Genomic DNA, 17051 nt, shown 5'->3' with positions numbered 1-17051 from the left:
TTTTTTATGGCTGAGATAGAGGAATTACGAACACAACCTCAGGATATCCAAGCGGAGCAATCAGTGTTGGGAGCCATCTTTATTGATGAGGGGAAATTGGTCTTTGTTCGTGAATATATCGAGCCGGGCGATTTCTTTAAGTACTCGCACCGTTTGATTTTTAAAGCCATGATCGATCTAGCTGACCGCGGAGATGCGATTGATGCGACGACTGTTCGAAATATTTTAGATAGTCAGGGGGATCTCCAAAATATTGGCGGTCTCTCCTATTTGGTAGAAGTCATTAATTCGGTACCAACTTCAGCTAACGCGGAGTATTACGCGAAGATTGTTGCCGAAAAAGCTGTCTTACGTCGATTGATCTCTCGATTAACGGAAAGTATTAATCAAGCTTATGATGGTGCAAGTCCTTCAGATGAAATCATTGCGGGTGCTGAAAAAGCTCTGATTGATGTTAGTGAAAACGCAAATCGTAGTGGATTTAAAAATATTCGAGACATCTTGAATATAAATTTTGGTAGCTTAGAAGCCCGCTCGCTTCAAACCTCTGATATTACGGGTATTGCGACAGGCTATCGCGATTTGGACCATATGACGACAGGGCTACATGAGGAAGAGTTGATTATTTTAGCGGCTCGTCCTGCAGTAGGGAAAACAGCCTTTGCTCTAAATATTGCTCAAAATATCGGGACAAAGTTGGATAAGACAGTAGCTATTTTCTCATTAGAAATGGGTGCTGAAAGCTTGGTTGACCGGATGTTAGCAGCTGAAGGCTTGATTGAATCCCATTCGATTCGTACAGGTCAATTGACGGATGAAGAGTGGCGAAAATATGCCATTGCTCAAGGGAATTTGGCCAATGCGAGTATTTACATCGATGATACTCCAGGAATTCGGATCACTGAGATTCGTTCGAGAGCAAGAAAATTAGCGCAGGAAACAGGCAATCTCGGTCTTATTCTGATTGACTACCTGCAGCTGATTACAGGGACTGGAAGAGAAAACCGTCAACAGGAAGTTTCAGAAATTTCTCGTCAGTTAAAGATTTTGGCTAAGGAACTAAAAGTTCCCGTTATTGCTTTGAGTCAGCTATCACGTGGTGTGGAACAGCGCCAAGACAAACGTCCTGTTCTTTCTGATATTCGTGAATCTGGATCGATTGAGCAGGATGCGGATATTGTTGCTTTCTTGTACCGTGATGATTATTATGATCGAGCTGGTGAAGAGGAAGAAGATGGAATGCCTAATAATACGGTTGAAGTGATTATTGAGAAAAACCGTTCAGGTGCGCGTGGGACAGTCGAATTAATATTCCAAAAGGAATACAATAAATTCTCAAGTATTTCAAAGAGAGAGGATCAATAAGATGAGTGATGCATTTACAGATGTTGCAAAAATGAAAAAAATTAAAGAAGAGATCAAGGCCCATGAAGGACAAGTGGTTGAAATGACGCTTGAAAATGGACGGAAACGTCAAAAAAATAAATTTGGACGCTTGATTGAGGTCTATCCTTCTTTATTTATTATCGAGTATACGAACGACAATAGCTTACCAGGTGAACCGGCCAATACATACGTGGAGTCTTACACCTATTCAGATATTTTAACAGAGAAGAATTTAATTCGTTATTTGGATTAATTCCTTGCTTTTATCGTCTAAATCAGTTATTATAATAAATACATATGGGAGTCTGTGTACAGTCTGAGAGGAAGTGTAAGCTTCGACCGCACCTGATCTGGGTAATGCTAGCGTAGGAAACAAATGAAATGTATTTTTCGTTATGAGTGACCTTGTGCAATCCGTCTCCTATTTTGGAGGCGTTTTTTATTTGTGAGAAAGGAGGTTACGATGTCTCTTGTAAAAAGATATTCAAAACAATTGATAGGATTTGCAGGTTTTAGCAGTCTTCTTGTCTTATGGCAGTTAGCAGGATTTTTAAATATCCTCCCCAAATTTGTATTACCAACGCCACTTGAAATTGGGAATGCCTTTGTACGAGATCGAGCTCTCCTGATTCATCACAGTTTATCTACCCTTCAAGTGGCCTTGATCGGACTTGTTATAGGGGTTCTTCTTGCTGCTGGATTTGCGATTCTCATGGATAGTTTTCAATGGGTGAATGATCTGGTCTATCCTTTTATGGTTGTTATTCAAACCATTCCGACGATTGCCTTGGCCCCTATCCTGGTTCTTTGGTTTGGTTATGGTATGCTTCCAAAACTGGTTTTGATCATTATTACGGTGGTATTTCCCATCGTAGTCAGTCTGTTAGATGGTTTTCGGCATTGCGATCAAGATATTCTGAGATTGTTTCAGATTATGCAAGCCAATCGCTTTCAGACCTTAGCTCATTATAAAATTCCTGCAGCGCTTCCTTATTTTTTTGCAGGTTTACGTGTGAGCGTTTCCTATGCTTTTATCAGTACGGTAGTTTCAGAATGGTTAGGAGGTTTTGATGGATTGGGGGTCTATATGATCCAATCGAAGAAGTTATTTCAGTATGATACGATGTTTGCGATCATTGTATTGATTTCTGCTATTAGTTTACTCGGTATGTTTCTCGTTGACCAATTAGAACGAACCATTCTAAAATGGAAAAAGGATTGACAAACTTGTAAATGGTGTAAAAATTAAATTGACAAAAATGTAAAAGAGGTATAGCTAATGAAAAAGTCAATAGGTTTATTTTTCTCAATAATATTGGGATTTGTTTTCTTGAGTGCTTGTCAAAATTCTGTCAAGCAATCGTCAAGTGGTTTGAAAAAGATTGATTTTATTCTAGATTGGACCCCGAATACCAATCATACGGGTCTCTATGTAGCAAAGGAAAAAGGGTATTTTAAAGATGCAGGACTGGATGTAGATATAAAACTTCCGCCGGAAGACAGTAGTTCTGATTTGATTATTAATGGGAAAGCTCCATTTGGTATTTATTTCCAAGATTCTATGGCCAAGAAATTGGATAAAGGTGCGGGGATTACCGCTGTTGCAGCTATCGTCGAACACAATACGTCAGGGATTATTTCAAGAAAAGATGCAGCGATCACAAGTCCAAAAGATTTGGTTGGTAAGAAGTATGGTACCTGGAATGATCCGATTGAGTTGGAAATGATCAAATCGATGATGAAAAAAGAGGGGGCTGATTTTAATCAAGTAAAATTGGTTCCAAATAGTGATTCAAATTCCATTACTCCGATTGAAAATAAGGTCTTTGATGCTGCTTGGATTTATCACGGTTGGGATGGAATTTTGGCTGAGCAAAAGGGAATGAAGACCAATTTCTTCTATATGAAAGATTTTGTTCCTGCATTTGACTACTATTCGCCTGTTATTATTGCTAACAATGACTATTTGAAGTCTCATAAAGAGGAAGCAAAGAAATTCATTCAAGCGGTGAAAAAAGGCTACCAATATGCTATAGAGCATCCAGAAGAAGCAGCAGATATCTTGATTAAACAGGCCCCTGCTTTGGCTAACCAGCGTGATTTTGTACTAGCTTCTCAAAAATATCTTTCCAGTCAATATGCTTCAGACAAGGATAAATGGGGGCAGTTTGACTCCAAGCGTTGGAATGCTTTTTATGCTTGGGCAAAAGAGCAAGGATTGGTTTCAAATGACTTAGAAGACAAAGGTTTTACAAATGAATTGGTAGGTGACTGATATTTTAACCGTAAAAGATGTAAGTTTCTCTTTTGGAGATAAAGCAGTTTTAAACAATGTATCACTAGAAGTGCAAAAAGGAGAAATCGTCTCTATTCTAGGTCCAAGTGGGGTAGGGAAATCAACCTTGTTTAATTTAATTGCTGGGATCCTTCCCTTACAAAAGGGCGCTATAGAAGTAGATGATGCCCCGATCTCCTTTGGAAAAGTCAGCTATATGCTACAAAAGGATCTTTTGTTAGAACATAAGACAGTATTGGGAAATATTATTCTTCCCCTTCAATTAAAAAAGATTCCTAAGGAAGAGGCAACATCTACAGCTCTAAAATTGTTAGATGAATTTAAATTGGGAAGTATTGCCAACCTTTATCCCAATGCCCTGAGTGGGGGGATGCGGCAACGGGTGGCGCTATTGAGAACCTATCTTCTGGGTCATTCTGTCTTCCTATTAGATGAAGCTTTTAGTGCCTTAGATGAATTGACAAGGCAGGATCTTTATCACTGGTATCTAGACAGTAAGGAACGTCTTGGTCTCACCACTCTAGTGATCACTCATAGTATCGAAGAAGCTTTGACATTGAGTGACCGGATCTATATCTTAAATCATAATCCCGGTGAAATTATTGCAGATCTTCCTTTAAAATGGGATCCAGCAACGGATAGGGACTGGCAACAATTGCAATATAAAAAACGAATCATAGAATTGTTAGCTGAATTTCATTGAAATTGTTTTGAAGGACTTTACAAAGTTTCTATTCCGTGATAGAATAGAATTTGTGCGAAATGACAGCAGGACAAAATGAAGCTCGTCAACAGGAAGTCAGCTAGAAAAGTAACCTTTGCTGTTTGGGCGAAGGCTTTCTGAACGAATCAGGTTTGTCTAAAACGTTATTTCCTACAAAAATTATTTTTATAGGAGGACATTTCAAATGTCACGTTATACAGGACCATCTTGGAAACAATCTCGCCGTCTTGGCTTGTCACTTACAGGTACAGGTAAAGAATTGGCACGTCGTAACTACGTACCAGGTCAACATGGACCAAACAACCGTTCAAAATTGTCAGAATACGGTTTGCAATTAGCTGAAAAACAAAAACTTCGTTTCTCTTACGGACTTGGTGAAAAACAATTCCGTAACTTGTTCGTACAAGCTACTAAAGTTAAAGAAGGAACTGTCGGTTTCAACTTCATGCTTCTTTTGGAACGTCGTTTGGATAACGTTGTTTACCGTCTTGGACTTGCGACTACTCGTCGTCAAGCTCGTCAATTCGTTAACCACGGTCACATCCTTGTTGACGGAAAACGCGTTGATATCCCTTCATACCGTGTAACTCCAGGTCAAGTGATCTCAGTTCGCGAAAAATCAGCTAAAGTTCCAGCTATCCTTGAAGCTGTTGAAGCTACAGTTGGACGTCCAGCATTCGTATCATTCGATGCTGACAAACTTGAAGGTTCATTGACTCGCCTTCCAGAACGCGATGAAATCAACCCAGAAATCAACGAAGCACTTGTCGTTGAATTCTACAACAAAATGCTTTAATTTTAAGATATACTTTGCAGAAAGCCTACCACAGTGGGCTTTTTGTTTTGTCTTAAAGGGTTGATTTCTGGCTTTGCTCCCCTTTTTGTTTTCTTAAAACCTAAACCTGCTAATAAAAAAACTCCTGATCTAGATCGATCAGGAGAGACTGTTACCGTAACATTTTCATTAAAAATTCAGCCATTTGTTGAGGGCTTTCTTTTTTTCCGCGCGAAACCCACATCTGACAGACTCCGAAGAAGGCATTGGTCAGATAGACAGAACTGTAGACTCTTTCAATATCTGTTAATGATTTATGACTATAGCGCTCTTGCAAACTATCAACCAGAAGAATCTGTAATTTATGTCGTAAGAAGGTCTGTATCTCCTTGGTTCCATTCTCTGTCAGAAGAACCGCGAAGAGTGGCTCCTTGGTTAGAAATTCGAACACTTCTGTAATCGCTTGGCGCTTGTCATCTTGGTGTTTATCAAAGATATATTCAAGCTTGTGAAAGAGTGCTTGTTGGTAGCGCTCGATCATGTCATACTTGTCTCGATAGTGGGTATAAAAGCTAGAGCGACTAATGCCGGATTCTTGTGCTAACTCAACCGTCGTGATTTGGTCGAATGATTCCTTTTCGAGTAGTCGAACCATCGCCTCCTCGATATTTCGTTTTGTTTTTAATCGTTTATTGCTCTCAGTCATCTATTAATCCTTTTTGTACAAAATTATACACGGTGTCTAAAAATAAAGATTTCCTACTTGTGAAAATTTCTAGAAACTGTATAATCTATTATATCAGAAATTTAGACAATGTGTATAAAAAGGAGACAAAAAATATGATGAAAGAATGGAAGGCTATTCTTAAAAAGCCAACATTTATCATTGTCATGATTGGAGTTGCTTTGATTCCAGCTCTATATAATATTATTTTTCTATCTTCCATGTGGGATCCATATGGCCAAGTTTCGGATCTTCCTGTAGCGGTTGTCAATAAGGATCAATCTGCTACATATAATGGACAAAAAATGGAAATTGGAAAAGACATGGTGTCCAATTTGAAGGACAATGACTCACTTGATTTTCATTTTGTAGATGAGAAAACTGCGAAAGATGGTCTCAAAAATGGAGATTATTATATGATTGTAACCCTGCCTGAGGATCTTTCAAAAAAAGCTAGCTCCATCTTAACCAATCATCCGGAACAGATGACCATTGATTACCAAACATCCAGTGGTCATAGTTTTATCGCAGGGAAAATGAGCGACACTGCGATGACAAAAATGAAGCAGTCAGTGGCTGAAAAAGTGACCAATACGTATACAACAGCTTTATTTTCTAAAATGGGATCGCTTAAAACTGGTATGGGGACAGCGGCAGATGGAAGTGCTAAATTAGCAGATGGTGCAAGTAAATTGGAAGATGGTGGTCAAACACTGTCTACTAATTTGAATACATTGGCTCGTTCAAGCTTAGCATTTTCAGATGGTGCGACTACTCTTCGTACAGGTCTAGCAGCCTATACAGATGGTGTTGGTCAATTAGGAAATGGTCTCAATCAAATGGCTGGTCAACTTCCAAACTTGGTATCTGGCGTCAATCAATTAAATAATGGGTTTGGTACTTTTAATACAGGCTTGATGGCTTACGCTACCGGAGTGGATCGATTAGGAAATGGTCTCAATCAAATGGCGAGTCAAACCCCTCAGTTGGCCTCAGGAGTTGGTCAGTTAACTAGTGGTATGGGGACCCTCAATGATGGTCTTGGGAATTATACCAATGGTGTGCGTCAATTGAATTCGGGTCTATCTAACTTTTCAAATGGTTTAGTGACCTATACAAATGGAGTCGCTACATTATCAGAGGGAGCGGGTCAATTAAGTAGTCAATCCGCTACTCTTCGAAATGGGGTTTCACAATTAGAATCAGGTATTCAAACATTATCAAGCCAGCTACAAGCTTCTACAAGTCAATCCGCTCAGATTGATCAATTGGCAGCAGGTTTAAACCAATTAAATGCAGCGATTCAAAATGCTACGGTAGATACCAGTCAACTTTCGTCTGGATTGACGAGTATTGCGAATTCAGCTCAATCAATCCTTGCTTCAGCCCAAGCGGATCGTGCAAATGCCCTTGCAAGTGTGCAAGGGACAGCAGCCTATCAAGCAATGACAGCTGACCAACAAGCGGAAATCAATGCGGCAATCTCATCGAGCCCAAGCTCGAGTGAAACGGCGGCTCAAGGGATCTTGACAACGATTCAAACGATCCAAGGTAGTTTGAATACAGGAAATAGCTTGACACAACTGCAAACGGCAGCCAATCAAGTTTTACCGACAGCTTCTTCTACCTTGACAGACTTGTCAAGTGGCTTGTCTAAGATCCAATCCGCAGTTAGTGGACAATTGTTGCCAGCTAGTCAAACCATCAGTCAAGGGATCAGCGCTTATACAGCTGGTGTCGATAAAATCGCTAATGGAGCAACCCAACTTCAGACGAATAGCAGTACTTTAACAAATGGGGCTAGTCAGTTAGCAGCAGGTGTTGGTCAACTAGATAGTAAATCATCAGAATTACTTGCAGGAAGCAATCAATTGGCTTCTGGTCTAGGTGAGTTAAATGGGAAGATGCCTGCCTTGACATCAGGCATGAATCAACTGGCTTCAGGAGCGACCCAATTAACAGGTAAGTCGGGTGAATTGGTTGCTGGTGCTGGAAAATTAGCTGACGGTGTAGGACAATTGAACAGCAAGACTCCAGAGTTGGCAGGTGGTGTCAATAAACTTGTCACTGGTGTCAATCAGTTGACAGAAAAATCAGGTCAACTAGTTACCGGAGCTGATAAACTAGCCGACGGTGCAAATCAAATCTCAGAAGGATCCAGCAAATTAGCAACGGGTGGCCAAACATTGACAAACGGTTTAGGTGAATTAGCAACAGGAAGCCAAACCTTGAGTCAAGGATTAAACGATGCTAAGGGACAATTGAATGTGGCTACAACTGAAAAAGAAAACGCAAAAACCTTAGCCAATCCTGTTACGACTTCTAAAACAGATCAAGATAATGTCCCTGTAAATGGGGTCGGAATGGCTCCTTATATGATCTCTGTAGCACTCTTTGTTTGTGCCTTGTCAACCAATATGATCTTTGCAAAATTGCCATCCGGTCGTCATCCTGAAAGTCGTTGGGCATGGTTTAAATCTCGCTTTGAGGTCAATGGAACCATTGCGGTGGTTGCAGGAATCTTGGTCTATGGTGCTGTTCACTTGATTGGTTTATCTGCCAATCATGAGATGGCTACCCTCTTCCTTTGTGTGATCGGTAGTCTAGCCTTCATGTCTATCGTGACCGCTTTAACAACATGGCAAAGAAAGGTCGGTGCTTTCCTCTCGTTGATCCTCTTGCTCTTGCAATTGGCTTCTAGTGCAGGAACTTATCCTCTTGCTTTGACAAATGGATTTTTCCAAGCCATTCATCCATTCTTGCCAATGAGCTATACCGTCTCTGGTCTTCGTCAAACGATTTCGATGACAGGAGAAATTGGAAATCAAGTGGTCTTTCTTTTGATGACCATTGCTCTATTTGCGGGACTAGGGATGTGGTTTTACAATCCAAAAAAATATGAAGAGGACTAATCGTCAAGAACTCTCAACTCATTTGGAGTTGAGAGTTTTTTGTTTCATGTGAAACAAAAATTCTCGCTTGTTTAAGCGAGAATATTCATTATTTAAAGAAGACAACATCAGGATTTGGCGTAATATAGAGGAGTTGGTCGTTTTCAAAGACCAGTTGGATGGTGTTGTTTTTATAGGTGTAAATGGTGTAATCTACTCCGAATTTAGAAGCTTGTTTCAGATCAACAGCTCCCAATAAAAAGGCATGAGCTTGTTCTTCTGTAATTTTCCCCTTACGGTAGAGATTTTTAATATTTTCTAGTTCAATATTTTGAAAAGATTCGCTAATATAAGCAGGGTCTGTTATTTGTTTTTCTGGATTTCCAAGGATTTTTTGGACAAGAGCAGTGGTATACCCTTCATAATCCGGCGTTTGTACAAAAATATTGTCGTCATTTCTAGAGTAGGCTATTTTTAAGTTCCCTGTTGCATAAATTTTATCCTTGGGTGCTTCTTGGGCATTTCTAGGGAGCCCTTCGGTTGTGATGATGTCAGAAGTGGTCTCCGTAGTAGTTGAGGGAGAGCTAGAGGAATTACCTGTGCTAGTTGAGCTAGTTGAACGACTCGAGCTACTTTTTTTAGTGGTTTTCTTTTTTGAGCTGGTAGTAGTAGGCACTTGTTTAAAATTGATCTTAAGGTCCGGCACACAGGCTGATAGAAAAAGAAGAGACAGCAAGAGTGTGAACAAAAGAGGTAGTGTCTGTTTTTTCATCATATTCCTTTCAACAAGTTGATTGATTTTCTATTCTATCATAAAAAGAGGAACAAAAAAAGGTCAGGAAGAAATCCTGCCTTTATTTGTTGTTATGGATGTCCGCCTCCAGGTCCACCACCTTGAGGTCCGCCACCGCCGGGAGCACCACCGCCTCCAGGCATGGAATTGACAATTTCTGTTTGTTTTTCACCATTGATATAGATATCTCCACCGGTATAGGTAGCAGTACCATCAAAGTCAAAGCCGGATTGCCCTGTTAAATTGATGGTTCCTCCAGTCACAGTGACATTACCGTTTGAGTCGATTGGATCGGTATCCCCTTGGCCAACTTCAACGTTGAGAGTTCCACCATTCATGGTGAAGAAAATTTCATCTTGGTTGGCATTAGCATTAGCCGCATTGACCCCGTCATCGGTTGCATAGATGGTGATATCTCCACCGTTAATGGTGATCGATTTTCCTTCGAGACCTTCGACAGACTCGGTTACCTGATAGGTTCCGCTATCGATGATCAGATCACCAGAAGCATGGATGCCATCGTCTCCTGCTGTGATGGTCATTTTGTTATCTGAAAGGTACATGGTTCCGACCGAAGTATCTTCATCATTATCTACCTTGACTGCATCTTCATCTGCATCGATGGTCATGGTCGTACCAGTGATATTGAGTTCGTCATTGACGTTGAAGGCATCTCCTACAGCCGTGATCTTATAGGTTCCACCTGTGATGTGGAGAGTGTCATTGGCTTTGATACCGTTGTTCTTCTTGGCGTCAATGTTGAGTGTACCTGAACCATTGATGGTGAGGTCGCCTTTAGAGAAGATCACCGCATCGGCATCTTCATCATTGTTTGAACTTGAATCAGACAAGGTATTGGTCGTGCCATCTGCTAAAGTGAGGTAGACATGCCCTGCTTTCGTAGCAGAAATTGGCGCGTTGGTGTTGGTCATGGTAACGCCTTTCAAGACGATATGAACATCATCTGAGTCACCTGCTTCGACCTTGATTTGAACCCCATCGGATTCACCAGAGATGACATAGGTTCCGGCCTTTGAGATGGTCACAGTTGATCCAGAAACGGCTACGCCATCACCTGATACATTTGCAGACGAACCAGATAGTTTTACAGTAGAGGCTTTGCTTTCATCATAAGAGCTGTCCTTGTCCTTATCTGTAAAATAGTTGGAACTGTTTGTTTTATTTTTTGAAGTAGAAGTAGCGGTTGTTTGTGCAGTATTGCTTTTTGTAGCTGATTGTGATGACGCCTGGGTGCAAGCTGTCAGTAAGGTGAGGGTTGCGGCCCCCGTTAATAAAAATTTCCATTTGTTTGATTTCATGAGCTTTTCCTCTCGTTCAATTGATATGCTCCTAGTCTAAAGTTGCTAGCTGAAAGTTTCCTAAAGTTTTTCTGAAAGGAACCTTAACTTTAGTTTTCTTTAAGTTTGGCTTAATGACCAGTTAAGAAAGTCCTATTAAACTAGAAAGCACGTAAGTCGTATTCATACTTACTGAAGGTTAGAAACAATAGATCCCCCTTAAAGGAGAAGAAACATGAAAAAAACAATTGAGATAAGTTTCAAACGAATCGAAACAAAATATATCGTCGCAAAAGATGACGTGAAGGACTTGATCAAAGACTTAAAAGAATACGTCGTAGAAGATGATTACCCAACTTCAACCATTTCAAACATTTATTTTGATACGGAAAATTTTGATGTCATTCAAGATGCTCTTGCCAAACAACACCGCCGTGAAAAAATTCGGATGCGGACATATATAGAAAAACCTCAAGCAGACAGTCCAGTATTTCTAGAGGTGAAGTCAAAAGATGAAGAAGGAATTGGCCATAAATTCCGTCTAGTCGCCACTTCGCAAGCCATTATCAACTTGATGACAGATGGGAAAGTAGATCATCAGATACAAGATCCAGACTTAGTGCAAGAGATTCAGAGATTGCGCAAACGTTATGGTCATCGATTGGAACCACGGATGTTCATTTACTATGATCGTCTGTCTCTCAAAGAAAAGAAATCCATTCAGGGTTATCCTTATCAGAAGATTCGCGTGACAATCGATCAAAACTTAGTCTTTCGAGACCAGGCTGTTAGCCTTTTTGATGGGAAGAAAGGAGAACCTCTACTAGAGGATGACTTCGTGATCATGGAAATTAAGGCTCCTGGGCAAGAACCTCAATGGTTAAAGGATATTTTAGAGAAGTATGGTTTGGTGAAACAGAAATTTTCAAAATATAGCTGTGCTTATCATAAATCACAAGGCTTGGATTATGCCCCAAGACCAGTTCAAGAAACGGTAGGTGCTGCCTATGTCTAATCTATTTGATTCTATTTTTAATAATGCTACAGCAACAGTGGATCCCTTGCGCTTACTGCTGGCCCTTTTGGTCAGCCTCTTTCTAGGGCTGGCCCTATCTTGGACCTATAAATACCGGACACTTTACACTCGAGAGTTTGTCATTAGTTTGACCTTGCTTCCTTGTATGATGACCTTAGTGATCTTTTTGGTCAATGGAAGTTTGGGAACCTCGATTGCAGTGGCAGGGACCTTTAGTTTGATCCGTTTCCGGTCAGCTACGAGTGGTTCTAGAGAGTTGATTGCGATTTTTCTTGCCATGATTATAGGACTAGCGGCAGGTTCGGGCTATCTTTTATTGGCCATTTTATCAACCCTTTCTTTACTAGGAGTGTGGCTGGTATTAGAGAACAAACAGAGTAAGGCAGACCATCAACGGCGCCGTCATTTGACCATAACTGTCTCAAAACAAGATTCTGTTGCAGAACAAATCAGCCAGTTGTTGGATCAAAGTTGTTCAGAAATTGACTTTATTTCTGTCACAACGGCCCAAGCTGGAGAACAACTGACCTTGAACTATGAGGTAAATATGGAATCGAACATCGATGATTTTGCCCTTGCCAATCTATTGATTAGCAAGATTGAAAATTGTGATGTCGCTCTGACAAAGAAAGCCAAGAAAAGAAAGAATTTATAACTACTATCCTACTTTAGGATAGTTTTTTAGGATTTTAAGAACTTTTTAAGAAAAAGTGGTATACTATTTCTAAAAAATTGAAGGAATCCTTTATGAAAAAGACTGCTATTTTTGAAGATATCATCTCGATTATGAGCCATGATTCATCTACCATCAAGGATCGAAAAGGATGCGACCCCGATCGCTTTCGAGAAAAAATGACAGATGATATGTCGGATGATGCCTTTCTCTATCAAGTTAAGGCTTACCTAGCTAGTTTTGGGGTGATCGGGCATGTTTCCTTTCGAGATAAAAAGGCCAGTCAAAAAGGGTTCCTTTTGAGAATAAATGGACAGAAACTGTATGTTGAGGAAGCTAATGAAGATACGGGTCTTCAAGTAGGAGATCAGATCCTAGCTCTGGATGGAAGTGACTTGGATCAGATAGCTTCTCTTCATAAAGCCTATTTTATCAGCAAGACCCCAGAAAGACATTATAGAGAATGGGCAGATTTGGTCTCTCAGTCAACGAGTGTCACCCTGCTTCGAGAAGGGATAGAAAAGACCATTAAAGTAGTACCCAATCGAGAACCGATCCAGGATCAGATTTTTTGGAAACGATTAGACGATGGGATTCTTTATCTTCGTCTGGATAACTTTATGGATGAAGGATCTTTGGGTCGTTTATACCAAGAGTGTTTACCGACGATGACGGAAGTCAAGTTTCTTATCATTGATGTCCGACGCAACAGTGGAGGGACGGATTCTTTATATTTCCCTCTATTACATCTAGGCTTAGAGAAGGATCAGGGCTATGATTCGCTTGACTGGGATGATGATGGCATGGAAATTCTCTACACAGAGCGCAATGTTGACCTGCGCTTGAAAGACTTTGAGGACTGGATGCAACAGAAAGAAATTAGTCCTGAAACAGTTAAGCTGCTTGAAGAGATGAAAGGGGATTTGCTCCGCCATCGGGGGAAAGGCTATGTACCGTATCAGCAAGAAAGCGAGGAATTCTTCCCAGAGGTTAGAGGAGGCCACTATCCCGAACGGATCTTTGTCTTATCAGACATCTACTGCGCTTCTTCTGGAGATAATTTTGTCCAGATGATGAAGCAATTTAAGAAGGTAACGGTGGTAGGTAGACCAACTCTCGGAATTTTAGACTATTCCAATTGTTGTACCGTTGATTATGGTGATTATCGATTGATGTTTCCTACTTCTCGCTGTCTAAGCCTGGATCAAGGCAAAGGAATGACGGATCAAGGTGTTGAACCGGATATAGAGATTCCTTGGAGTCCTGACCATTTTGAAAGAGATGTGGATCTGGACAAGTGTCTGGAGTTAATTCATCGGGGGAATGTAAAATAAAACAGGATTTCAATCAGAAAAACTGATTAAAGAAAATTTCTTTGGTTAGAAGGGATAAATGTCTGAAATGATAACGTTTTCCAGGGGATTCTCACTATGTTTAAAATTGCTTACTTGGTATAAAAAATGGTAAAATAGAGAGTAATAATCAAAATGAAGAGTGAAGCTTATGAAACATCAAACACTTTATAAATTTATCGGGCAGACGGTCTTGTATTTTGCCATTTTCCTAGCCCTACTTTATTTCTTTAGTTACCTTGGTCAAGGTCAGGGTGGCTTTATCTACAACGAATTTTAGAAAAGGAGACTCCTACCCGTGTCAAACCAACCTATTCACGATATGATCGAGACAATTGAACGTTATGCGCAACTACAACCAGACTATCCGGTCTACAATGTCCTTGGTGAGGAGCATACCTATGGCCAATTGAAGGCTGATTCAGATAGCTTGGCTGCCCACATTGATCAAATGGGACTTCCTGAAAAGTCACCTGTTGTTGTCTTTGGTGGACAAGAATATGAAATGTTAGCAACCTTTGTGGCCTTGACAAAATCTGGCCATGCCTATATCCCAATTGATAGCCACTCTGCCTTGGAGCGCGTGTCTGCCATTGTTGAAGTAGCAGAGCCAAGCTTGATTATTGCCATCAATGAATTTCCATTGGAAAACCCAGCTGCTCCAATCATGTCCTTGGAGCAAGTGCGTGAAGCTTATGCGGCTCAGCATGCCTATGACTTGAAACATCCGGTCAAAGGGGATGATAACTACTACATCATCTTTACCTCAGGGACAACTGGGAAACCAAAAGGGGTGCAAATTTCGCACGATAACTTGCTCAGCTTTACCAACTGGATGATTACGGACAAGGAATTTGCAACGCCAGAGCGTCCGCAAATGTTGGCGCAACCGCCCTATTCCTTTGACTTGTCTGTCATGTACTGGGCACCGACCTTGGCTCTTGGAGGAACGCTTTTTGCTCTTCCATCAGCCATTACTCAAGACTTCAAACAACTCTTTGCGACCATCTTTTCTCTTCCGATTGCTATCTGGACTTCAACACCATCTTTTGCAGATATGGCCATGTTGTCTGAAGATTTCAATGCTGAAAAAATGCCAGGGATCACCCATTTCTACTTTGATGGGGAAGAGTTGACAGTCAAGACTGCTCAGAAATTGCGCGAGCGTTTCCCAAATGCACGCATCATCAATGCCTACGGCCCAACAGAAGCAACTGTAGCTCTTTCGGCTGTAGCCGTAACAGATGAGATGTTAGCTACTTTGAAACGTCTGCCAATTGGTTATACCAAAGAAGATTCTCCAACCTTCATCATTGATGAGGCAGGCAACAAATTGCCAAATGGTGAGCAAGGGGAAATCATCGTGTCTGGACCAGCCGTTTCAAAAGGTTATATGAATAATCCAGAGAAAACAGCAGAAGCCTTCTTCGAATTTGAAGGTCTGCCAGCCTACCATACGGGAGATGTCGGAACCATGACGGATGAAGGACTCCTTCTCTATGGTGGTCGAATGGACTTCCAAATCAAGTTTAACGGTTATCGTATCGAGCTAGAGGATGTCTCTCAAAACTTGAATAAATCGAAGTATATTGACTCAGCAGTCGCAGTACCGCGTTATAATAAAGATCACAAGGTGCAAAATCTCTTGGCCTATGTCATCTTAAAAGAGGGCGTCAAAGAACAATTTGAGCGCGAAATTGATATCACGAAAGCCATTAAGGAAGATTTAGAAAACATCATGATGTCTTATATGATGCCTTCAAAATTCCTTTACCGTGACAGCCTGCCATTAACACCAAACGGGAAAATCGACATCAAAGGGTTGATTAGCGAGGTTAACAACCGATGATCGAGTTTTTGAAACAGCTCCCTCATTTAGAACACTATGGAACACCGATCTATTTTATCTACCTCATTCTAGCTTTTTTGCCGATCTTTGTGGGTCTCTTTTTCAAAAAGCGGTTTCCGGTATATGAAGGACTTGTGAGTCTGATCTTTATCATTTTGATGCTGACAGGTTCGAATCTCAAGCAAATTTATGCCTTACTCTTTTACGTAGTCTGGCAAATCTTGATTGTGTATTCCTACAAATTTTATCGTCAGAAAGCGGACAATAAGTGGATTTTCTATCTTCATTCCTTCTTGTCTGTCTTGCCCTTGATCTTTGTTAAGGTAGAGCCAGCGATCAAGAATGGACACCAATCCTTGTTTGGATTTTTAGGGATTTCTTATTTGACCTTCCGGGCTGTCGGAATGATCATCGAAATGCGAGATGGTGTCTTGAAAGAATTCACACTTTGGGAATTCTTACGTTTTATGCTCTTTATGCCGACCTTCTCAAGTGGGCCGATTGATCGTTTCAAGCGTTTTAATGAGGATTATAAAGCCATTCCTGAGCGCGAAGAATTATTGGATATGTTGGAGCAAGCTGTTAAGTACATTATGTATGGCTTCCTTTATAAATTTATCCTAGCTCATATTTTTGGCCACTTATTGTTAGGTCATGTGCAGACCTATGCTTTGTCTCAAGGTGGATTCTTCAACATCGGAACGCTGGGAGTCATGTATGTTTATGGCTTTGACCTTTTCTTTGACTTTGCAGGGTATTCCATGTTTGCTTTAGCAGCTTCCAATTTGATGGGGATTAAAAGTCCCATCAACTTTGACCGTCCTTTTAAATCACGTGATTTAAAGGAATTCTGGAATCGCTGGCATATGAGTTTATCTTTCTGGTTCCGTGATTTTGTCTTTATGCGTCTCGTAATGGTGCTGATGCGCAATAAAGTGTTCAAGAGCCGGATTACCACCTCAAATGTTGCCTACATTATTAATATGTTGGTCATGGGCTTCTGGCATGGAGTGACCTGGTACTATATCGCTTATGGGCTCTTCCATGGGCTTGGAATGGTTATCAATGATGCTTGGATTCGCAAGAAAAAGACCATCAATAAAGAAAGAAAAGCAAAAGGATTGGATCCGATACCGGACAATCGTTGGACCAAGGCTTTGGGGATCTTTATCACCTTTAATACAGTGATGCTGTCCTTCCTGATCTTCTCAGGATTCTTGGATCAGCAATGGTTCCCAAAAGTGAAATAAAAGG

At 40.7% G+C, this 17051-nt stretch carries 16 protein-coding genes and 1 riboswitch; of the genes, 13 read left to right on the top strand and 3 right to left on the bottom strand.

Going from position 1 to position 17051, the window contains the following annotated elements:
- Positions 1-6 precede the first annotated feature (6 nt).
- The 6 genes from dnaB to rpsD all read left to right on the top strand — a co-directional run bounded on the left by dnaB (position 7) and on the right by rpsD (position 5202).
- Positions 7-1365, top strand: coding sequence for a replicative DNA helicase (gene dnaB, locus NMM13_RS09400; RefSeq protein ID WP_014714093.1), 1359 nt, complete (start codon positions 7-9; stop codon positions 1363-1365).
- A gap of 1 nt (position 1366) precedes the next feature.
- A complete protein-coding gene (locus NMM13_RS09395; RefSeq protein WP_003009183.1) occupies positions 1367-1639 on the top strand; it encodes a Veg family protein in 273 nt (90 codons plus the stop codon).
- A gap of 34 nt (positions 1640-1673) precedes the next feature.
- Positions 1674-1775, top strand: a riboswitch (TPP riboswitch).
- Between the two features lie 74 nt (positions 1776-1849).
- Positions 1850-2608, top strand: a complete 759-nt coding sequence (locus tag NMM13_RS09390) for an ABC transporter permease (RefSeq protein WP_021154138.1) — start codon at positions 1850-1852, stop codon at positions 2606-2608.
- 57 nt (positions 2609-2665) lie between these two features.
- Positions 2666-3661 (top strand): ABC transporter substrate-binding protein, encoded by a 996-nt coding sequence (locus NMM13_RS09385; RefSeq protein ID WP_049506426.1) that lies wholly within the window; start codon positions 2666-2668, stop codon positions 3659-3661.
- The gene (locus tag NMM13_RS09380; RefSeq protein ID WP_254728694.1) at positions 3654-4385 is read left to right on the top strand and encodes an ABC transporter ATP-binding protein; all 732 of its coding nucleotides are present in this window, start codon (positions 3654-3656) and stop codon (positions 4383-4385) included. The genes NMM13_RS09385 and NMM13_RS09380 overlap by 8 nt, the downstream gene beginning before the upstream one ends.
- 205 nt (positions 4386-4590) lie before the next feature.
- Positions 4591-5202 (top strand): 30S ribosomal protein S4, encoded by a 612-nt coding sequence (gene rpsD / locus NMM13_RS09375; protein WP_003002210.1) that lies wholly within the window; start codon positions 4591-4593, stop codon positions 5200-5202.
- 151 nt (positions 5203-5353) lie between these two features.
- Here the strand turns inward: rpsD and NMM13_RS09370 are convergent, their stop codons facing one another.
- Positions 5354-5887 (bottom strand): TetR/AcrR family transcriptional regulator, encoded by a 534-nt coding sequence (locus NMM13_RS09370; protein ID WP_003001962.1) that lies wholly within the window; start codon positions 5885-5887, stop codon positions 5354-5356.
- Between the two features lie 134 nt (positions 5888-6021).
- On the opposite strand from NMM13_RS09370, the gene NMM13_RS09365 reads away from it, so the two are divergent.
- Complete coding sequence (locus tag NMM13_RS09365; protein WP_254728692.1) at positions 6022-8817, top strand: YhgE/Pip domain-containing protein; 2796 nt, start codon at positions 6022-6024, stop codon at positions 8815-8817.
- Between the two features lie 88 nt (positions 8818-8905).
- On the opposite strand, the gene NMM13_RS09360 is transcribed toward NMM13_RS09365, so the two are convergent.
- Together NMM13_RS09360 and NMM13_RS09355 are read right to left on the bottom strand one after the other, a co-directional pair.
- Positions 8906-9568: a DUF4947 domain-containing protein gene (locus tag NMM13_RS09360; RefSeq protein ID WP_254728690.1), complete on the bottom strand. Its 663-nt coding sequence runs from the start codon at positions 9566-9568 to the stop codon at positions 8906-8908.
- 92 nt (positions 9569-9660) lie between these two features.
- The gene (locus NMM13_RS09355; protein WP_254728688.1) at positions 9661-10908 is read right to left on the bottom strand and encodes a carbohydrate-binding domain-containing protein; all 1248 of its coding nucleotides are present in this window, start codon (positions 10906-10908) and stop codon (positions 9661-9663) included.
- A gap of 214 nt (positions 10909-11122) precedes the next feature.
- Here NMM13_RS09355 and NMM13_RS09350 point away from each other — a divergent pair, with 214 nt between their 5' ends.
- From NMM13_RS09350 to dltB, 6 genes are all read left to right on the top strand, one after another.
- Positions 11123-11902: a polyphosphate polymerase domain-containing protein gene (locus NMM13_RS09350; protein ID WP_254728686.1), complete on the top strand. Its 780-nt coding sequence runs from the start codon at positions 11123-11125 to the stop codon at positions 11900-11902.
- Positions 11895-12578 carry a DUF4956 domain-containing protein gene (locus NMM13_RS09345; protein ID WP_045760045.1) on the top strand — a complete coding sequence of 228 codons (684 nt, stop codon included), beginning with the start codon at positions 11895-11897 and terminating at the stop codon, positions 12576-12578. Before NMM13_RS09350 ends, NMM13_RS09345 begins: the two co-directional genes overlap by 8 nt.
- Positions 12579-12670: 92 nt before the next feature.
- Positions 12671-13930: a S41 family peptidase gene (locus tag NMM13_RS09340; protein WP_254728684.1), complete on the top strand. Its 1260-nt coding sequence runs from the start codon at positions 12671-12673 to the stop codon at positions 13928-13930.
- Between the two features lie 169 nt (positions 13931-14099).
- Entirely contained in the window at positions 14100-14228 is a 129-nt protein-coding gene (locus NMM13_RS09335; RefSeq protein ID WP_251457995.1) for a teichoic acid D-Ala incorporation-associated protein DltX, read from the top strand.
- 18 nt (positions 14229-14246) lie between these two features.
- Positions 14247-15797: a D-alanine--poly(phosphoribitol) ligase subunit DltA gene (gene dltA / locus NMM13_RS09330; protein WP_049471787.1), complete on the top strand. Its 1551-nt coding sequence runs from the start codon at positions 14247-14249 to the stop codon at positions 15795-15797.
- Entirely contained in the window at positions 15794-17047 is a 1254-nt protein-coding gene (dltB, locus tag NMM13_RS09325) for a D-alanyl-lipoteichoic acid biosynthesis protein DltB (protein WP_049471788.1), read from the top strand. Before dltA ends, dltB begins: the two co-directional genes overlap by 4 nt.
- Positions 17048-17051 lie beyond the last annotated feature (4 nt).

The organism is Streptococcus sp. CF8_St5-11, assembly GCF_024295625.1.
GTDB lineage: Bacteria > Bacillota > Bacilli > Lactobacillales > Streptococcaceae > Streptococcus.
The sequence above is the reverse complement of the archived record's forward strand: the minus strand, read 5'-3'. Positions and strand labels throughout refer to the sequence as shown.

Coding starts and splice junctions, on each gene's coding strand:
- NMM13_RS09395 (WP_003009183.1), top strand. CDS start 1,367: ATGAGTGATGCATTTACAGATGTTGCAAAAATGAAAAAAATTAAAGAA.
- NMM13_RS09360 (WP_254728690.1), bottom strand. CDS start 9,568: ATGAAAAAACAGACACTACCTCTTTTGTTCACACTCTTGCTGTCTCTT.
- NMM13_RS09390 (WP_021154138.1), top strand. CDS start 1,850: ATGTCTCTTGTAAAAAGATATTCAAAACAATTGATAGGATTTGCAGGT.
- NMM13_RS09355 (WP_254728688.1), bottom strand. CDS start 10,908: ATGAAATCAAACAAATGGAAATTTTTATTAACGGGGGCCGCAACCCTC.
- NMM13_RS09385 (WP_049506426.1), top strand. CDS start 2,666: ATGAAAAAGTCAATAGGTTTATTTTTCTCAATAATATTGGGATTTGTT.
- NMM13_RS09345 (WP_045760045.1), top strand. CDS start 11,895: ATGTCTAATCTATTTGATTCTATTTTTAATAATGCTACAGCAACAGTG.
- rpsD (WP_003002210.1), top strand. CDS start 4,591: ATGTCACGTTATACAGGACCATCTTGGAAACAATCTCGCCGTCTTGGC.
- NMM13_RS09365 (WP_254728692.1), top strand. CDS start 6,022: ATGATGAAAGAATGGAAGGCTATTCTTAAAAAGCCAACATTTATCATT.
- NMM13_RS09340 (WP_254728684.1), top strand. CDS start 12,671: ATGAAAAAGACTGCTATTTTTGAAGATATCATCTCGATTATGAGCCAT.
- dnaB (WP_014714093.1), top strand. CDS start 7: ATGGCTGAGATAGAGGAATTACGAACACAACCTCAGGATATCCAAGCG.
- dltB (WP_049471788.1), top strand. CDS start 15,794: ATGATCGAGTTTTTGAAACAGCTCCCTCATTTAGAACACTATGGAACA.
- NMM13_RS09335 (WP_251457995.1), top strand. CDS start 14,100: ATGAAACATCAAACACTTTATAAATTTATCGGGCAGACGGTCTTGTAT.
- NMM13_RS09370 (WP_003001962.1), bottom strand. CDS start 5,887: ATGACTGAGAGCAATAAACGATTAAAAACAAAACGAAATATCGAGGAG.
- NMM13_RS09350 (WP_254728686.1), top strand. CDS start 11,123: ATGAAAAAAACAATTGAGATAAGTTTCAAACGAATCGAAACAAAATAT.